At 38.8% G+C, this 16808-nt stretch carries 14 protein-coding genes, 1 pseudogene and 1 riboswitch; of the genes and pseudogenes, 12 read left to right on the top strand and 3 right to left on the bottom strand.

Going from position 1 to position 16808, the window contains the following annotated elements:
- The first annotated feature begins 116 nt into the window (after positions 1-116).
- Together RCG21_RS23230 and RCG21_RS23225 are read left to right on the top strand one after the other, a co-directional pair.
- Positions 117-1280 carry a cation:proton antiporter gene (locus tag RCG21_RS23230; protein WP_133337918.1) on the top strand — a complete coding sequence of 388 codons (1164 nt, stop codon included), beginning with the start codon at positions 117-119 and terminating at the stop codon, positions 1278-1280.
- Between the two features lie 13 nt (positions 1281-1293).
- Positions 1294-1404 (top strand): annotated as a pseudogene (locus tag RCG21_RS23225) (cell wall hydrolase); the annotation flags it as partial.
- 433 nt (positions 1405-1837) lie between these two features.
- On the opposite strand, the gene RCG21_RS23220 reads toward RCG21_RS23225, so the two are convergent.
- Both RCG21_RS23220 and RCG21_RS23215 read right to left on the bottom strand, forming a co-directional pair.
- On the bottom strand, positions 1838-3304 hold the full coding sequence (locus RCG21_RS23220) for a cbb3-type cytochrome c oxidase subunit I (RefSeq protein ID WP_308913840.1): 1467 nt from the start codon (positions 3302-3304) through the stop codon (positions 1838-1840).
- The gene (locus RCG21_RS23215; RefSeq protein WP_308913839.1) at positions 3294-3842 is read right to left on the bottom strand and encodes a cupredoxin domain-containing protein; all 549 of its coding nucleotides are present in this window, start codon (positions 3840-3842) and stop codon (positions 3294-3296) included. Before RCG21_RS23215 ends, RCG21_RS23220 begins: the two co-directional genes overlap by 11 nt.
- 681 nt (positions 3843-4523) lie before the next feature.
- On the opposite strand from RCG21_RS23215, the gene RCG21_RS23210 reads away from it, so the two are divergent.
- The 10 genes from RCG21_RS23210 to RCG21_RS23165 all read left to right on the top strand — a co-directional run bounded on the left by RCG21_RS23210 (position 4524) and on the right by RCG21_RS23165 (position 15018).
- Positions 4524-5522, top strand: coding sequence for an ABC transporter substrate-binding protein (locus tag RCG21_RS23210; RefSeq protein WP_133337912.1), 999 nt, complete (start codon positions 4524-4526; stop codon positions 5520-5522).
- A gap of 201 nt (positions 5523-5723) precedes the next feature.
- Positions 5724-6755, top strand: a complete 1032-nt coding sequence (locus RCG21_RS23205; RefSeq protein ID WP_133337910.1) for an ABC transporter permease — start codon at positions 5724-5726, stop codon at positions 6753-6755.
- Complete coding sequence (locus RCG21_RS23200) at positions 6730-7524, top strand: ABC transporter ATP-binding protein (RefSeq protein ID WP_026576505.1); 795 nt, start codon at positions 6730-6732, stop codon at positions 7522-7524. Before RCG21_RS23205 ends, RCG21_RS23200 begins: the two co-directional genes overlap by 26 nt.
- Positions 7525-7756: 232 nt before the next feature.
- Entirely contained in the window at positions 7757-8872 is a 1116-nt protein-coding gene (gene hppD / locus RCG21_RS23195; protein ID WP_133337908.1) for a 4-hydroxyphenylpyruvate dioxygenase, read from the top strand.
- A 117-nt stretch (positions 8873-8989) separates the two neighbouring features.
- Positions 8990-9613: a flavin reductase family protein gene (locus RCG21_RS23190; protein ID WP_133338070.1), complete on the top strand. Its 624-nt coding sequence runs from the start codon at positions 8990-8992 to the stop codon at positions 9611-9613.
- Positions 9610-10533, top strand: a complete 924-nt coding sequence (locus RCG21_RS23185; RefSeq protein WP_308913838.1) for a fumarylacetoacetate hydrolase family protein — start codon at positions 9610-9612, stop codon at positions 10531-10533. The genes RCG21_RS23190 and RCG21_RS23185 overlap by 4 nt, the downstream gene beginning before the upstream one ends.
- A gap of 15 nt (positions 10534-10548) precedes the next feature.
- On the top strand, positions 10549-11712 hold the full coding sequence (locus tag RCG21_RS23180; protein ID WP_308913837.1) for a homogentisate 1,2-dioxygenase: 1164 nt from the start codon (positions 10549-10551) through the stop codon (positions 11710-11712).
- Between the two features lie 101 nt (positions 11713-11813).
- Positions 11814-11922, top strand: a riboswitch (SAM riboswitch).
- Between the two features lie 218 nt (positions 11923-12140).
- Positions 12141-12722, top strand: a complete 582-nt coding sequence (locus RCG21_RS23175) for an O-methyltransferase (protein WP_308913836.1) — start codon at positions 12141-12143, stop codon at positions 12720-12722.
- Positions 12723-12857: 135 nt separating this feature from the next.
- Positions 12858-13472: an NUDIX hydrolase gene (locus RCG21_RS23170; protein WP_308913835.1), complete on the top strand. Its 615-nt coding sequence runs from the start codon at positions 12858-12860 to the stop codon at positions 13470-13472.
- Between the two features lie 184 nt (positions 13473-13656).
- On the top strand, positions 13657-15018 hold the full coding sequence (locus tag RCG21_RS23165) for an aspartate kinase (RefSeq protein ID WP_308913834.1): 1362 nt from the start codon (positions 13657-13659) through the stop codon (positions 15016-15018).
- A gap of 117 nt (positions 15019-15135) precedes the next feature.
- Here RCG21_RS23165 and RCG21_RS23160 read toward each other — a convergent pair.
- Positions 15136-16466 (bottom strand): IS3 family transposase gene (locus tag RCG21_RS23160; protein WP_308912891.1). Its coding sequence is split into 2 segments (ribosomal slippage): positions 15136-16094 and positions 16094-16466, totalling 1332 coding nucleotides; the frame shifts between segments, so codons are not numbered across the junction.
- Positions 16467-16808: the final 342 nt, after the last annotated feature.

Below are 16808 nucleotides of genomic sequence, written 5' to 3'. Positions count from 1 at the left end.
AAGTTAGACACTAGGAGGAGTCTGTCACCAAGGGATAACTATGTCCTTTGGTGACGGACTTTTTTTATTTACTCTTGCATGTAAGAAATTTATAAATTATTGAAAGGTGGAATTATATGTTTATTCTTCAATTAGCGCTTATTATCATTGCTGCAAAACTTGCAGGAGGTTTGAGTGCCAAATTAGGTCAACCTTCCGTGTTGGGAGAAATTATTGTAGGGGTCTTATTAGGGCCATCTGTTTTTGGATTAATCAGTGCATCAGATACTTTATCAACATTTAGTACAATTGGTGTTATTTTACTGATGTTCATTGCTGGCCTAGAAACTGATCTTGATGAATTTAAACGATCTGGAAAATCATCTGCATATGTAGGTTTCGGCGGAATTATTGTTCCATTATTTTTGGGGTACTTTACAGGAATCATGATGGATTTATCGAACATGCAATCTTGGTTTTTGGGTGTTATGCTTTCTGCTACGAGTGTAAGTATCTCCGTTCAAACTCTTAAAGAAATGAATCAATTAAAGACAGCTGAAGGAAGTGTAATATTGGGCGCCGCCGTCTTGGATGATGTGGTTGTAATGTTAATTTTGGCAATATTAATGTCCTTTGCTGGCGGTGGGGAAGTATCTTTAACAACATTGGTAATAAAGAAAGTATTGTTTTTTGTGGTATCTATCTTATTTGCTTGGAAAGTTGTTCCATGGGCAATGAATAAATTTACAAAATTACCTGTAAGCGAGGCTGTTATTTCATCGGCATTAATTATTTGTTTTGTATATGCATTTGCTGCTGAATATACTGGTGTTGCTAATATTATTGGAGCATACATCGCTGGTATCGCTATCGGCTTAACAAAATTTAAACAGGAAGTTTTTGAAAAAGTTGAAACACTAAGCTATTCGATTTTTGTTCCAGTATTCTTTGCCTACATTGGCATTTCGGCTGAGTTTACTGGTATTCTTGAGAATTTAGGTCTTATTATTTTGCTTAGCTTCTTAGCCATTTTAACGAAATTTGTTGGTGCAGGTGTAGGGGCAAAACTTTCAGGATTTGGTTGGAATAGCTCAATGGGAATTGGTTCAGCAATGGTTTCGCGTGGTGAAGTTGCATTAATCGTTGCATCAATGGGCCTCGCATCCAATTTAATTACTAAGGATTTATTTGCTACAATCATTGTTGTTGTAATTGTAACAACAGTAGTAACTCCACCGATGATGAAATGGTCCTTTAAATCCAAGGAAATTGAAATGAATTCAAAGGCAGTTAACCAATAAATTAAGGGGAGCATATCAGTCATGTCCTCCAACATGGTACGGTCAACCTCATTCTGGTCAATATAAAGAACATTGTTTTTATGAACCACAAGCTGGGACATGTGATAGTGTTTATAGCGGTTAATCTGCTCTAATACAGCAAAAAAAAATCCGGCTAAATTTTAGCCGGATGTCAAGGGGGGAAGTGATTGTCCTACAAAAAATATCTTACAAAACAAAAATGAATAAATTATGAATAAAAGATTACTAGTCTATTAATTTTATAAAAAGGCTGTGTTAAAGGACAATGTTGATTTTGAACAGAGTTGATTGGAGCGGAAGGCACGAAGACTCCTCGAAAATGCTAACGCATTTTCTTCGTGCGTGGGCGGATTCAAGGAAGCAATTCAGTGTCCTGTGGGAGTACGGGACAGGGGAGACCCCGCAGGAGCGAAGCGACGAGGAGGCTCCCCAACCGCCCCCGAACCGCTTGTGCCTGGAGCTGAAATCAACGATCAAGTTTAAGAGAGCCTATTAAAAAAATCCAGTCATGTCTCACTGACTGGATTTTTCGTATGCTATGAAACTCTTTTAAATGACTTTGTTGGTGTATTTTTACCAACATCTCTTAAGCCAATGAAAAATCTAGTTGTAAAAATAATTGCTGCAATAATGATAAAGACACCGCACAGTGCACCGACTTGGTCAGAGCCGGTCCATTGCGGCAGATGTTCAGCCCATCTTCTTGGCGCACTAATTTTTCCAGCATAGAGGAATGAGCCGGTTAAACCGGAAAAGAAAACGAAATAAGTGAAAATTGCGTACTTATCAATACCTTTTTGTTTCTGGGTTCCTTCCATTTTATTGAAATAGTACATGAATCCGAAAATCATTGCAATTACTCCCATTCCCATATAAGTATGGAAGTGGCCGGGAACCCATTTTGTATTATGCATTACATGGTTAACCACGATTGTTGCGTCAATAATCGCTGGAACGGCCCCTGCAACCCATCCAAACATAGAAAGGAAAAACATACTTGAAGCAAAATCCCATTTCATATCTGAGCGGAAAACAATCATTAAGGCACCATATGCGGTTATAACCATAACTGGAAGACCGTTTGCATAAGAGAAAATTTGCCCGATAATTAACATCCATTCTGGTACAGCAAAATCCATTAATAGATGGTGGGTATAAATCATTAAAGTAAACAAGGTCGAAAAGTTCCAAGCGATTAAAAATACTTTATTTGATTTCCAAGGGCGCCCTGTATACTCAGAAAGAACTTCGTAAACAGCAATAACCGCCATATAAATCGTACAGTTAGCAAAAATATGTCCAAAAGCATAGGTTAAGTGTTTCGCCAGCATTGGGTCGAATGCAAAATTCGGATTAAGAATGTTTACAATCGATTCTACTAAGGCAGTTGCACCTGCTAGAATTCCGACAGAGTTAGCGATAATCACCATGGTTGTAGCAACGACTGCAGCTGGTGGACCATAGCCCTTTTTACCTCGGAAAATATAATCCCACCCAAGTGATTTACCTAGACCTCCGTATTCTTTAATTAGTCTTGCTGCTAAATAAAAATACATTACTAGATAACCAACGCCTAGTAATAATAGGCCAAACAAGAATAATAGTGCACCTGTTAAACCGTTCAGTTTAGATGAAAAAGATGGCAACGGATAAAGAAAAGTCCATCCATCAGAAAAATTAAATCCAAAAATCGCTACAAGAATCATGACTACTCCGATAAGCGATAAAATCAAATTAGCAAACAGAATCTTTGGATTTAAATGGATATACTTTGATAGGAAGTACCAAAGGATAGCGCTACCACCTAAAGACGCAATCCCAATCATTCCAGTTCCATGAATCGTCATCACCTTATAAAAGGTTTGGGCGGAAATTTTAATAACATTCCCTTGATTTAACAGCATTATTACACCGAAAATCATCATAAGAACCAGAACAACTGAGGTAACCATGAGGTAAATTGAAACACCCTTTTTGATGGCATTCCGTGCATTAGTCGCCATTACTGCTTCCTCCTTTAGGCTCCACAACGATGTCCTTCATCATTAAATGATGACCTGTGCTGCAATATTCCAAGCAAAGGATTTTATAGGTTCCAGATTTTTTAAAGGTAACCTGGAGTATATTTGTGTATCCTGGCATTGCCTGTGTTTGGCCAATAAGATGTAGATTTTCATCATACAACCCGAACCCATGTGTAACATCATTACTTGTGACATGAAACATTACCGGCTCCCCAACCGTAAAATGATCGTCACTTAATTCCCATGAAAACTGCATTCCCGTAACTTTAACTACTTTCCCCATTTCTTTTGCCTGCGCATGTTGAGCATGATAAGGCAGTCTGCTTAGCGATAGGGCAGATGCAAATCCTAAAATGGTGATTAAACCTAGAAAATAAAATTTGCGAATTTTGTAGCCTTTCTCTTGGATTGGCCCATAATCTTTGAGTTTTCTCGATTCCCCGTACACGAAGGAAAATGCCAGTGCAATGAGGAAAACGAAAAAGAGTGTAGCGTACCATGCAATCGATTGATACATAATAACCCCTCCCATTATTTTTTCATCAAGCAAGGAGTCCCCCAACTACTTACTTGAATTCCCATTATCATTTTAATGTGCAAATTGTGAAATAAAAGTGAAATAAATCATACCTTACTAGTGCATTATTATAAGGGCTAATCCTTTAGTACTATTTAGATGCCGGGAAAAAGAAAAACAATTATTTTAGAAAAAACACCCCCATAGCAATCCAAGAAGTTTCGAACCGTTTAGCAAGATAAAAAATTTCCTAATTAAATCAAAACTTGGAGGTTAGATAATGGGAATCATTTTGATAGATATTGACAAATTACTAGAATCTACATCAGATCTAACATCTGAAAAGAACAGTTATAAGATAAAGCCAATAGAAATTGATCAATTACTAGAAAAAACAAGAGAATGGTAGAATCTTTTGTTTTGAAATTTATCCATTAATATACATTTCTGCAAAAACCTTCTTTATTAAAAGAAGGTTTTTTGTTTTTAAAAAAGAGAATAATGACGGTTTTCTAAAATATTTTTCAGTTCAAAGTAATTTTGGTGGAAATTGCCGCTTTAAAGCAGAAAAATATTTTTCAATTTTCTATTGATTTTAACTCAAAGAAATACTAGAATAATTTTTAATATAAGAATTTTTTGAATATTGGTTTTAGAGAAATTTAAGGGGGATTTTTACTTATGAAGAAGTCAGTTCGATCGCTATCCTTTGTGTTAGCGGGAATGCTGATGCTTGCAGGCTGCGGCAGCAAGGATACAGCTGGAAGCGGGAAAAAAGAAGAGGGTCAAAAGGAATATACAATTGGTATTACCCAATTTGCCGTACACCCATCATTAGATGCAGCAACTGAAGGTTTTAAAAAGGCGCTTGCTGATAGAGGTCTAAAGGTTAAGTACGATGACCAAAATGCGCAGGCGGATATGAATAATACCCAGACAATTGCTCAGAATTTTGTCGGCAACAAGGTAGATTTGATTTTTGCTAATGCAACTCCAAGTGCAACTGCAGCATTAAATGCAACAAAGGATATTCCGATTGTTTTTACATCTGTTACCGATCCAGTCGGGGCTAAATTGGTAAAATCCTTCGATCAACCAGGACCAAACATTACCGGTACGACGGATAACCACCCGGATGCAACGAAAAAAACTATCAGCTTTATTACAGATGAAGTGAAAGCAAAGAAGATCGGTGTTATCTATAATTCTGGTGAGCAAAACTCAGAAGTCCAGGTAAAAGCAGTAAAAGAATTGGTTGAGGCAAAAGGAGCTAAGTTAGTGGAAGTTTCTGTTTCTACCTCTGCAGAAGTTAAACAGGCTGCTGAATCATTGGTAGGACGTGTCGATGCAATCTATGTTCCAACAGATAATACTGTTGTATCCGCACTTGAGTCGGTTATTTCAGTTGCAAACAGCAAGAAAATTCCGTTGTTCGTTGGTGAACTTGATTCAATGAAGCGCGGAGCTGTTGCGGCAAGCGGATTTAACTACTATGACATTGGCTATCAATCAGGTGAAATGGCTGCTGACATTTTAACAGGTAAGAAAAAGCCTTCAGAAATTCCAGTTGAACTACCTAAATCTTTGAAACTTGTAATCAATAAAAAAGCAGCAGAAGCTCAGGGCTTAACTGTAAAAGATGAATGGAGTAAGCTAGGAGAATTTTACGAAGGAAAATAATTTTTACCCTTAAATTGGCTGTGTTAAAGGAACAAGTTGATTTTGAACATCGTTGATTAGAGCGGAAATCAACGACTAGTTTAATAGAGCCTTTAAAATAGTACGTTTGGAGGAGGCCTTATTAGGTCTTCTCCCAAAATTTTTTACATATAGGTTTTATACCTATTCCTTTAGGACTTAGACAAAGAAAGGATGAACTCAATGTTTACAGCCATATTTGGATCATTCGAAGCAGGTATCATCTATGCGATTATGGCACTGGGCGTCTATCTTTCCTTTCGAATTCTGGATTTCCCAGATTTAACGGTGGATGGGAGTTTTGTTACAGGGGCAGCGATTTCGGCGGTAATGATTGCAGGTGGAGCCAATCCGTTTTTTGCTACAATCATGGCCTTATTCGCGGGTTTTATTGCAGGATGTTTGACCGGATTGATTCATACTGTTGGAAAGATAAATAATTTACTTTCGGGAATTTTAATGATGATTGCTCTTTATTCCATTAACTTGCGAATCATGGGCAGATCAAACATACCATTATTAAATTCCGACACATCATTCACAAAAATAAGCAGTCTGTTTGAAAAAACAGGAATCGATTCCTTTTTCAACAATTTATTATCACTTGTCGGTTTAGGAGACAGCCTTCCTTCTACATGGGGAATTCTGATTTCCATGATTATCATTACCTTTATTATTAAAGGGTTTACAGATTGGTTTTTACAAACAGAAATTGGTCTTGCGATCAGGGCGACAGGAAATAATAAGCGAATGATTCGCAGTCTTTCAGCCAATACGAACCTTCTTGTTGTTCTTGGCTTGGGGCTTTCTAACGCATTAGTGGCTTTTTCCGGGGCATTAATTGCACAGCAGGGCGGTTTTGCAGATGTTGGAATGGGGATTGGGATGATTGTCATCGGACTTGCATCCGTTATCATTGGTGAAGCACTGTTTGGAACCAAATCCATTGCCAGAACAACCCTTGCTGTGATTGGTGGATCCATCGTATATCGTATTGTGGTTACGCTCGCATTACGAATTGAGTTTTTGGATCCGGGAGATATGAAATTGATTACAGCCGTAATTGTCTTGATTGCTTTAATCGCTCCCAAAATTATTGACGGCACAAAAGAGAAAAAGCGAAAAGCACGCAAAAAAGCAGAAAGAATGAACATCATAAAGGCTTCAAGTGATCAAAGGGGTGAAAGTCATGCTGCAATTAAATCAGATTCATAAGATATTTAACGAAGGGACACCTGATGAAAAAATTGCAATTGACCAAATCAATTTAAATCTAAAAAAGGGCGACTTTGTCACGATTATCGGAAGTAATGGGGCCGGTAAATCAACCTTAATGAATATCATATCTGGTGTGATTACTCCGGATATTGGCGATATTCATATTGCCGATAAAAATGTTACAGCCATGACGGAATATAAACGTTCAAAGATGATTGGCCGGGTTTTTCAGGACCCAATGGCAGGAACAGCTCCAAGTATGACCATTGAAGAAAATCTTGCTATGGCCTATTCACGGAATAAAACAAGAACACTTAAAAGTGGAGTTACAAAAAAGCGCCGAGAATATTTTCGTGAGGTGCTTGAAACATTACATTTAGGTTTGGAAAACCGCCTAAGTGCAAAGGTTGGTTTACTATCCGGTGGGGAGCGTCAGGCGCTATCCTTATTGATGGCTACATTCACTGAACCATCGATTCTTCTTCTCGATGAACATACAGCGGCTCTCGACCCGTCAAGAGCTGAACTGATTACGAATCTAACAAAGGAAATTGTCGATCGATACAAGCTCACTACCTTAATGGTTACACATAATATGCAGCAGGCGATCGACCTTGGTAACCGATTAATCATGATGGATAAGGGCCAAATCATCCTTGAAGTAGATGAGGAAAATAAGAAGAATTTAACAATCGAGGGCTTATTATTAGAATTTAAACGCATTCGCGGCGAACAGATGGCAAGTGATAGAGCCATTCTGGCATAATGAAATTTAAGCGAGATTTTGTCGATAAAAAAATATTTTTTAAGTAGGAAGGGGAACAGCCGGCATGAGGCTGTTCCTTTTTTGATTTATTAAGGATTTATCACTATAGGTGTGTTGTTTTCTTTACTGCCTAAAAGCGTTATTGCTTTACACTCTATTCTTGAGAGGACGAAAAACCTTTCGATAAAATAAAATCATGAAAAGTTTAAATTTTCCATTTGGAGGTTTTCGTATGAAAGAACAAAGAGTGAGAGCTGAACAGCTGGCGGATGACTTCTTTCCGGTATGTGATGTTGACTATATTGAAATTTACACAGGCAATGCTAAGCAAGCCTGTCATTATTTTTGTACGGCATTTGGGTTTAAGCCAGTGGCTTATTCCGGTTTAGAAACGGGAAATCGGGAGTCCGTATCTTACGTCCTTACGCAGCGAAATATTCGTTTGATCATCACAGGCTCCTATACTGAAGATAGCAGGATTTCCCAATTTGTAAAGAAACACGGTGATGGTGTCAAGGATGTGGCGTTACTAGTAGATGATGTTGAAAAGGCTTACAATGCAGCAGTTGAAAGAGGGGCGATAGCCATTATTGCACCTTTTGAAATGAAGGATGAAAAGGGAGTGTTAAAAAAGGCCGTTCTTGGTACATATGGGGATACCATCCATACGTTAATAGAACGGAAAAATTATCAAGGCGTATTCATGCCAGGCTTTGAACCCTATTCAAATGATTTGCCAATCGAAGATGCCGGATTAATTGGGTTCGACCATGTTGTCGGCAATGTGGAACGGATGGAGGAATGGGTGGAATACTATTCGAAAGTCATGGGCTTTAAGGAAATGAAGCATTTTACGGATAAAGATATTACAACGGAATATTCTGCTCTCATGTCAAAGGTCATGCACAATGGCGGCAGGATTAAATTCCCGATAAATGAACCGGCAGAAGGAAAACGGAAATCACAAATTCAAGAATATCTTGAATTTTATAATGGCCCTGGTGTACAGCATCTGGCGATCTTAACAGAAGATATTGTATCGACTGTAACAACATTGAAAAAGAATGGTGTTGAGTTTTTAAAAACCCCGGGATCCTATTATGAAGCATTAGGAGGTCGGATTGGAGAAATTGATGAAGAAATAGAAAAGCTCCGTGAGCTGAATATTTTAGTCGATCGGGATGATGAAGGATATTTACTGCAAATCTTTACGAAACCGATTGTAGACCGCCCCACTTTGTTTGTGGAAATTATCCAGCGTAAAGGTGCAAGAGGTTTTGGGGAAGGAAATTTCAAAGCTTTATTTGAGTCGATTGAACGTGAGCAGGCTAGACGAGGAAACTTATAATGACTAGATAAAGAGTGTAATATTTTTAAAGGAATCACCATATGGTCGGTAAAAAGGGAGGAAAGACTTTCTCCCTTTTTTCAAAGTTAATGTTGGTAAGGAAGAGTGGTGGATACAGTGGAAATCACCCCGGAGACACTTGAATGGAAAGAAGCCTATAAACTATTAGTTGGATCTATTTTGCCAAGGCCGATTGCATTTGTATCAACCTTGGCGGAGGATGGGACGGCGAATGCGGCGCCGTTTAGTTTTTTTACTGCTATCTGTGCCAGTCCAATGCTGGTCTGTTTCTCTCCGATGCGGAGAGGGAAGGACGGTGCGAAAAAGGATACACTTGTTAACATTGAAAATACGCGACAGTTTGTTATTAATATCGTCAGTGAGGGAATAGCATCACAAATGAATGACTGTGCGATTGAATTCTCCCCTGAAGTTGATGAAATAAATGAGACCGGTTTAACGAAAGAACCTAGTAAAAAAATCAAGGTCCCTCGGATAAGGGAGTCGCTTGTCCATTTGGAATGTGAGTTGTACCAAGTATTGGATTTTGGCGATCAGCCAGGGGCCGGAAGCCTTGTTATTGGCAAAGTGGTCCATGTACATGTGGCCGACGACCTTTATAACAATGGCAGGATAGATTCTGAAAAACTAAAGCCGCTGGGCAGGATGGCGGGAAACACCTTTACGGATCCGTTAGTGCGGACTTTTGATATGGTAAGAAAAACGGAGGCTGGAAAATGAAATTTGTAACTTTTGAAAAAAGTGATAAAACGGTTCGGATAGGCCTCTTGTTAAACGAAGAGTATGTTGTTGATTTGATTGAAGCAACAGGCGATGACCTACCTGCTAACTTACTAGACTTTATCAATTCCCATGAAAAATACATGAAAAAGGCTGCTGAGCTTATTTCGATTTCAGTTGAAGATTCCGCAGTACATCGATTATCAGATATTCGCTTAAAAGCTCCATTACCCGTACCGAAGAGTTTCCGAGATTTTTATGCATTTGAGCAGCATGTAAAAACGGCAAGAGACAACAGAGGACTTGAAATGATTCCGGAATGGTATGAGATTCCTGTATTTTATTTTTCCAATCATTTAGCCATCAAGGGACCGGATGAGGAAATTGTGAAGCCGGCAGAATCAGATTGGCTGGATTATGAGCTGGAAGTTGCTTGTGTCATCGGTAAAGAGGGCAGAAATATTCCTGCCGCGGAAGCAGACAAGTATATATTCGGCTATTGTATATTAAATGATTGGAGTGCAAGAGATCTTCAGCGAAAAGAAATGATGGTAGGACTTGGACCTGCGAAGGGGAAGGATTTTGCTACTTCTATAGGACCGTGGATTGTAACGAAGGATGAAGTAGAACCATTTAAGGCGGGGAAAGGCTTTAATCTTGCCATGAGGGCGCGTGTAAATGGTGTTCTTCTATCGGAAGGGAATATGAAAGACATTTACTACTCTTTTGCCGAAATGATTGAACAGGCCTCCAAAGAAGTGACACTATATCCCGGGGAAATCATAGGGTCTGGGACTGTTGGGACAGGGTGTATTCTTGAGCTTGGCCCTAAGATCCACCGCTGGTTAGAGCCCGGAGATTGTGTAGAGCTTGAGATTGAAAAATTAGGGGTTTTAAAGAATACCATTATAGAAGGATAGAAAAGGGGTGGCCGGATGTTTTATCGTAAGATGGGCAAGATTCCCCATAAACGTCATACAATCCATAAGAAGGAAGATGGTAGCCTTTACCGTGAGCAGGTGATGGGGACACGCGGGTTTTCGGGAACTCAGTCGATCTTATATCATGAATACATGCCTACCGAAGTAGTGAAATCCGAATTAGTTATGAGTTTTTTGCCGGAATATGAAGACCAGCCAAGTTTACGGCACCGTCATTTTTTTACCAGCAACGTATCTAAGCACGGAAATGCACTAATAGGAAGACAGTACTTTTTAGGTAATCAGGATTTGCTGATTGGAACTGCAAATGTGACGGAAGGAATGCCTAGCTTTTACCGAAACGGCGATGGCGATGAGATGCTCTTTATTCACTATGGTTCCGGAAGGCTTGAGACGATGTTTGGAACGATTCCATACAGGCAAGGGGATTATTTAGTGATTCCAATTGGAACAATTTATCGTGTGATTCCAAATGAAAATGAAACGACTAAAATGCTGTTTGTAGAATCCTTCAGCCAAATTACAACACCAAGGCGTTATCGCAATGAATACGGGCAGCTTTTGGAACATAGTCCGTTTTGCGAGCGGGATATCCGTGGTCCGGAATCGTTACAGACGTTTAATCAAAAGGGCGAGTTTGAGGTGTTAACGAAAGCGAGAGGAAATATCCATTCACATATCCTTGGCCATCACCCGTTCGATGTGGTTGGATGGGATGGGTATCTCTATCCCTGGGCGTTTAATATTGAGGATTTCGAACCGATTACGGGAAGGATCCATCAGCCACCGCCTGTTCACCAAACCTTCGAAGGAAGTAATTTTGTGGTATGTTCCTTTGTGCCAAGATTATATGATTATCATCCGCAATCAATACCGGCGCCATATTACCATAGCAATGTGAACAGTGATGAGCTCCTCTATTATGTGGAAGGTAATTTTATGAGCCGAAAGGGGATTCAAGAGGGCTCAATCACGCTTCACCCAAGCGGCATCCCGCATGGGCCTCATCCTGGGAAAACAGAAGCAAGCATTGGCAAAAAAGAAACATTGGAATTAGCTGTTATGATTGATACGTTTCATCCATTGAAGGTTGTTAAAGCCGCAGCTGCCGTTGAAGATCTTGATTATATGTACTCTTGGGCAGAGAAAAAGCAATAATTTTATTAAATGGGTGGAGATTATTATCGAGTAAAAGTATTGTCTTTTTGTAAAAACTGTGCGATACTTATTGGCAAATGAAATAAATTCCATAAAATTTATTCTTATCCAGAGAGGTGGAGGGACTGGCCCTGCGAAACCTCAGCAACCCCTGATTATTTCAGGAAGGTGCTAATTCCAACAGAGTAGACATACTCTGGGAGATAAGAGGTCGGTATCGTTTATCCAAAGGCCTCTTATCATAAGAGGCCTTTTTATTTTTTCATATTCTATATAAAAGGTCATTGCTGATTTTAAACATTTTGATTGTAGTGGAAGGTGCGAGACTCTTGCGGGAGTACGGAGCCGAGGAGGCTCCCCGGACCGCCCGCGGAAAGCGAAGCACCTGGAGCGGAAATCATCAGCCATTATAAATAGGGGGGATTGTCATGGAGGAAAACAAAGTTTTGCAAGCGCCACTTGCTTACGCGAAAATATTACAAGACTCTCAGGTGATTGGCTTTGAGCAATCATGTGACAGAAAAACAGGGTTTTTGCTAAAAGGATTGGCTTCCTCAAAATCAAGAGGAAATTTCTTAGAGCTGGGAACAGGCGCAGGGGCATCGGCTTCATGGATTATTGAGGGAATGGATGCTGAAAGCAGGCTTACGACGGTTGACATAGATGCGAGTGTGCAATCTATTGCTAAGAGGTACCTCGGGCAAGACAGCAGAGTATCATTCCGGTGCGAAGATGGGGCGGCTTTTATTCAAAAAATGTCTGAGCAATTTGATTTTATTTTTGCCGATACCTGGCCAGGAAAATTCGAACTACTTGATAAAACGCTAGATCATTTAAATGTGGGAGGGTTTTATGTGATTCATGATTTGCTGCCAGATGAGAGAGTGCCGGAAGAATATAGAATCAAAGCTCCCAAACTTGTTGATACACTCCGAAAAAGACCGGATTTGGTGATAACAGAAATGGATTGGTCAACCGGGCTGTTATTGGCAATCAAGACAAATGTATGAGTATAATAATAAATTTGTTTTAAAAGAGTAATTTCTACCATGAATCTTGTCTAAAATTAAAATAACAATTCCTTTATGACGGGGAATACTTGATGGCAGTTTATCAAGTTGAGTGAAACAAAAGAGGTGAAATTTATGGATTTGGAATTTATTCATCATAAATTAAAAACACATACGCCGACGATACTGGGAAGTGAAAAATTTTCCAAGTATGCAGTACTTTTACCTCTTATTCAAAAAGAGGATGGAATCCATATCCTGTTTGAAGTCAGGTCTATGGAGCTTAGGAGACAGCCGGGAGAAATTTGTTTCCCAGGTGGAAGAATTGATTCTGACGATTCTGATGAGAAAGGAGCGGCAATACGGGAAACACTTGAGGAATTAGGAATAAAAAGAGAAAATATCTCGAGAGTATTTCCTTTGGATTATATGGTTTCACAGTTTGGTATGATTATTTATCCCTTCGCTGGATTTATTGATTGTCCTGAATCGATACAACCTAATCCAGCTGAAGTGGGGGATGTTTTTTCGGTAGCCATGTCCTTTTTCTTAAATCATAAGCCTGAAGTGTACAATTTGAATTTTAAAGTTGAACCGGAAAAAAACTTTCCGTTGGAGTTAATTCCAGGGGGAGAAAATTATAAATGGCGGACAAGAGGATTGGACGAATATTTCTATATTTATGAAGAAAAGGTTATATGGGGGTTAACTGCCAAGATTCTTTTTCATTTTATTGAACTCATTCGTTAAATTTTATTTATAGGAAAGACAGTGGGCTTTAATAGTTGAAATTTTACTGCTTTTTTGGTCTAATTGTATTAATGTCCACTGCAAATAAACAAATGTCCTCGATAGAAGGAAAAAAACTATTGATTATTTTCAGAATTAGAATAAAATTAAGATTATATTTTTAAAAGATTAGGAGTTGTAAGAAATGAAGGTCGTTAAATTTGGAGGATCGTCTTTAGCATCAGGAAAACAATTAGAGAAGGTTTTCCAGATTGTTGTTTCAGACCCTGAACGGAAGGTAGTAGTCGTTTCGGCACCAGGAAAAAGATTTTCTGAAGATGAGAAGGTAACGGATTTATTGATTGAGTGTGCTGAACTTTCCTTACAGAATCAAGATCCAAAGGAAAAATTAGATGCTGTAGTGGCAAGATATGCGTTAATTGCTGAAGAATTAGCCATTTCTTCAGATATCATTCAGGAAATTGAGAATGACCTTAAAAGAAGAGCTTCCTCGGATAAGAGTAACCCTGAACGGTTTATGGATTTAATGAAGGCTAGTGGAGAGGATAACAACGCAAAATTAGTTGCTGCCTATTTTCAATCGCAAGGTGTTGATGCCTCTTATGTTGATCCTAAAGATGCAGGACTTCTTGTCAGTGATGAGCCAGGAAATGCCCAAACTCTACCGGAATCATATACAAAATTAGCCTCACTACATGATCGACGAGGAATTTTAGTATTCCCAGGATTTTTTGGCTATAGCAAGGAAGGGGATGTATTTACCTTTTCACGAAGCGGATCAGATATTACGGGTTCAATCCTTGCCAATGCCTTAAAGGCCGATCTTTATGAAAACTTTACCGATGTGGATGCAGTTTATTCCGTTAATCCATCATTAGTGAGCCGCCCAAAGGAGATCAAAGAATTGACATATCGTGAAATGCGCGAGCTTTCCTACGCAGGATTTTCTGTTCTTCATGATGAAGCACTTGTTCCGGCCTTCCGAGCAGGAATTCCGGTGAATATTAAAAATACAAATAATCCTTCTGCACCTGGTACAAGAATTGTTTATGAACGCGATAATACAAACGGTCCTGTTATCGGAATTGCTAGTGATGAAGGCTTTTGCAGTATTTATGTAAGCAAGTATTTAATGAATCGAGAGGTTGGGTTTGGCCGTAAGCTTCTTGGTATTCTAGAGGAGTTTGGTCTATCCTATGAACACACTCCTTCCGGTATTGATGATATCTCAGTGATCCTAAGAGAGAATCAGCTTGCTCCGGGAATGGAGGAAGAAATTAAAAGACGTATTGAAACAGACCTTAATGCTGATTTAGTTAAATTCGAACACAGCCTGGCTTTGATTATGGTCGTGGGAGAAGGCATGCGCAGGAATGTGGGAACAATGGCCAGGGCTTCCAAAGCTTTAGCAAAGGCAAAGGTTAATATCGAAATGATTAATCAGGGTTCATCTGAAGTGAGCATGATGTTTGGGGTAAAAGAAGTCGAAGAAAAAAGAGCCGTTCAGGCACTTTATGATGAATTCTTTGCAGCCGTGATGGTTTAAAAGGTACATACATCACAAGACGAGATTACGACGACAACGTTATTGAATTTAATCAATTAAAAAGGCTTAACCGTTATTAAAATGTACCCTTTGTAAAGGACATTTTGAAAAAAGGGATTAAGCAACCTGAAGAAGATGATTTCTGTATTGTACAGGGGTCATCTTTTTTAGGTTCCATTGATATCTGGTATGGTTATAGTGGCGGATATACTTGTCTATTTCACATTGAAGCTCCTCGAACGTCTTACACGCTTTTATGTTTACCTCGTCTTTCAGATGACCAAAGAATGATTCGATTGGGGCGTTATCCCAACAGTTCCCTCTCCTAGACATAGACTGACGTAACCTTAGTTTCCGAACGAGTTTTTGGAAATCGGGATGGGTATAATGTGTCCCTTGATCAGAGTGGATAAGAGCATTTTCAGCCTTCTTAAAGTTTCGATTCTTCTTTAATTTGAGTAAGGTGTTAGTGGCCAAATCCATGGTGATTCGATTAGAAAGATAGTGCGCCAATACTTCCCCGGTAGACCCGTCTTTAACCACAGACAGGTACGCTCTTTGTCCACTATGGTAGTTTAGGTATGTGATGTCCGTGAGCAGTACTTTACCTGGTGCATCTTGTTTGAATTGACGGTTTAATAGGTTAGGAACCACTCTGTGTTCCTGAGTGGCTTTCATCATTCTTCGGTATGGATTTGCTTTCCTGATTGGGCAGACAATATCATATTTTTTCATGATTCTACGGATCTTCTTCAAATTGAAGACACACTGAAATTGGCCCGCCAATGTCATTTTAATTTGACGTGCCCCTTTCATTTTACCTTTAAAGTGAAAGGCCTTTAATATCAACGCTTTTGATTCTTCATCCTTTGCATCTTGCCGTTTTCTCTGTTCTACGGACTTCTGAGAGAAATAATTATAATACCCGCTTCGTGAAACATTAGCTGCCTCACAAAGGAAACTCACCATGTGCTTCAAGTTGTATTTCTCAATGACGTACCGAATGAGGATATATTTTTGACTAGCAGGGAGTTTTACTTCACCAGCCCCCTTTCTAGCATGCGGATCTTTTTTAGGAGTTCATTCTCTGCCTTTAAGAGATTCATTTGAGCTTCTAACCTGGCATATTTCTCCTCAAGGGATAACTCCGTTACACGTGGTCTACCAGAACTTTCTTTCCTAGTGTCATTAAGTCCCAATACCCCAGCCTTCTTAAAGGCATTCCTCCAACGTTCTGAAGCTGATTTAATTCTTTGTATCCCGATAATATCAACGTCAAACCCTGCTTCTTCAAATATTTGTCTCGAGAATTTCCCCTTATTGAACTCTGAGATAAAGTGTTGCTTAAACTCATCAGAGTATGTAATTCCTTTTGAACTAACAGATTGTATATATGGATTCTTAGATAGTATAGCGATTTCTTTCTCTGTAAAAGTCTTTTTACTCATGATTTCTCCGTCTCCAGTATGTCTCTAGTTGTGTTATTAAATTATATAAAAAAAGTACCCTATAGAAAGCACTTTTTTTAAGTGTCTACTCTATAGGGTACATTTTATATTCGGTTAGGCCTTCTTAATTTTGAGAGAAAATAATATAACATCTCCCGTATTTCCCCGTTAAAAATAAAACGATGATAAGCAAATAATTATTTTTGTACAACATAAATAGTTTTGTATATAAAACTAATTTTTAATATAAAAACAAATTATCTGAATATTATTGACTATTAATAAAATTAAATATATTATTATAGATATATGTAACATTGTTTTATATGTAAAACAAGGAGG

Source organism: Bacillus salipaludis (genome assembly GCF_030938565.1).
GTDB classification, from domain to species: domain Bacteria; phylum Bacillota; class Bacilli; order Bacillales; family Cytobacillaceae; genus Neobacillus; species Neobacillus salipaludis_A.
This window is presented reverse-complemented; position numbering and strand designations above follow the sequence as displayed.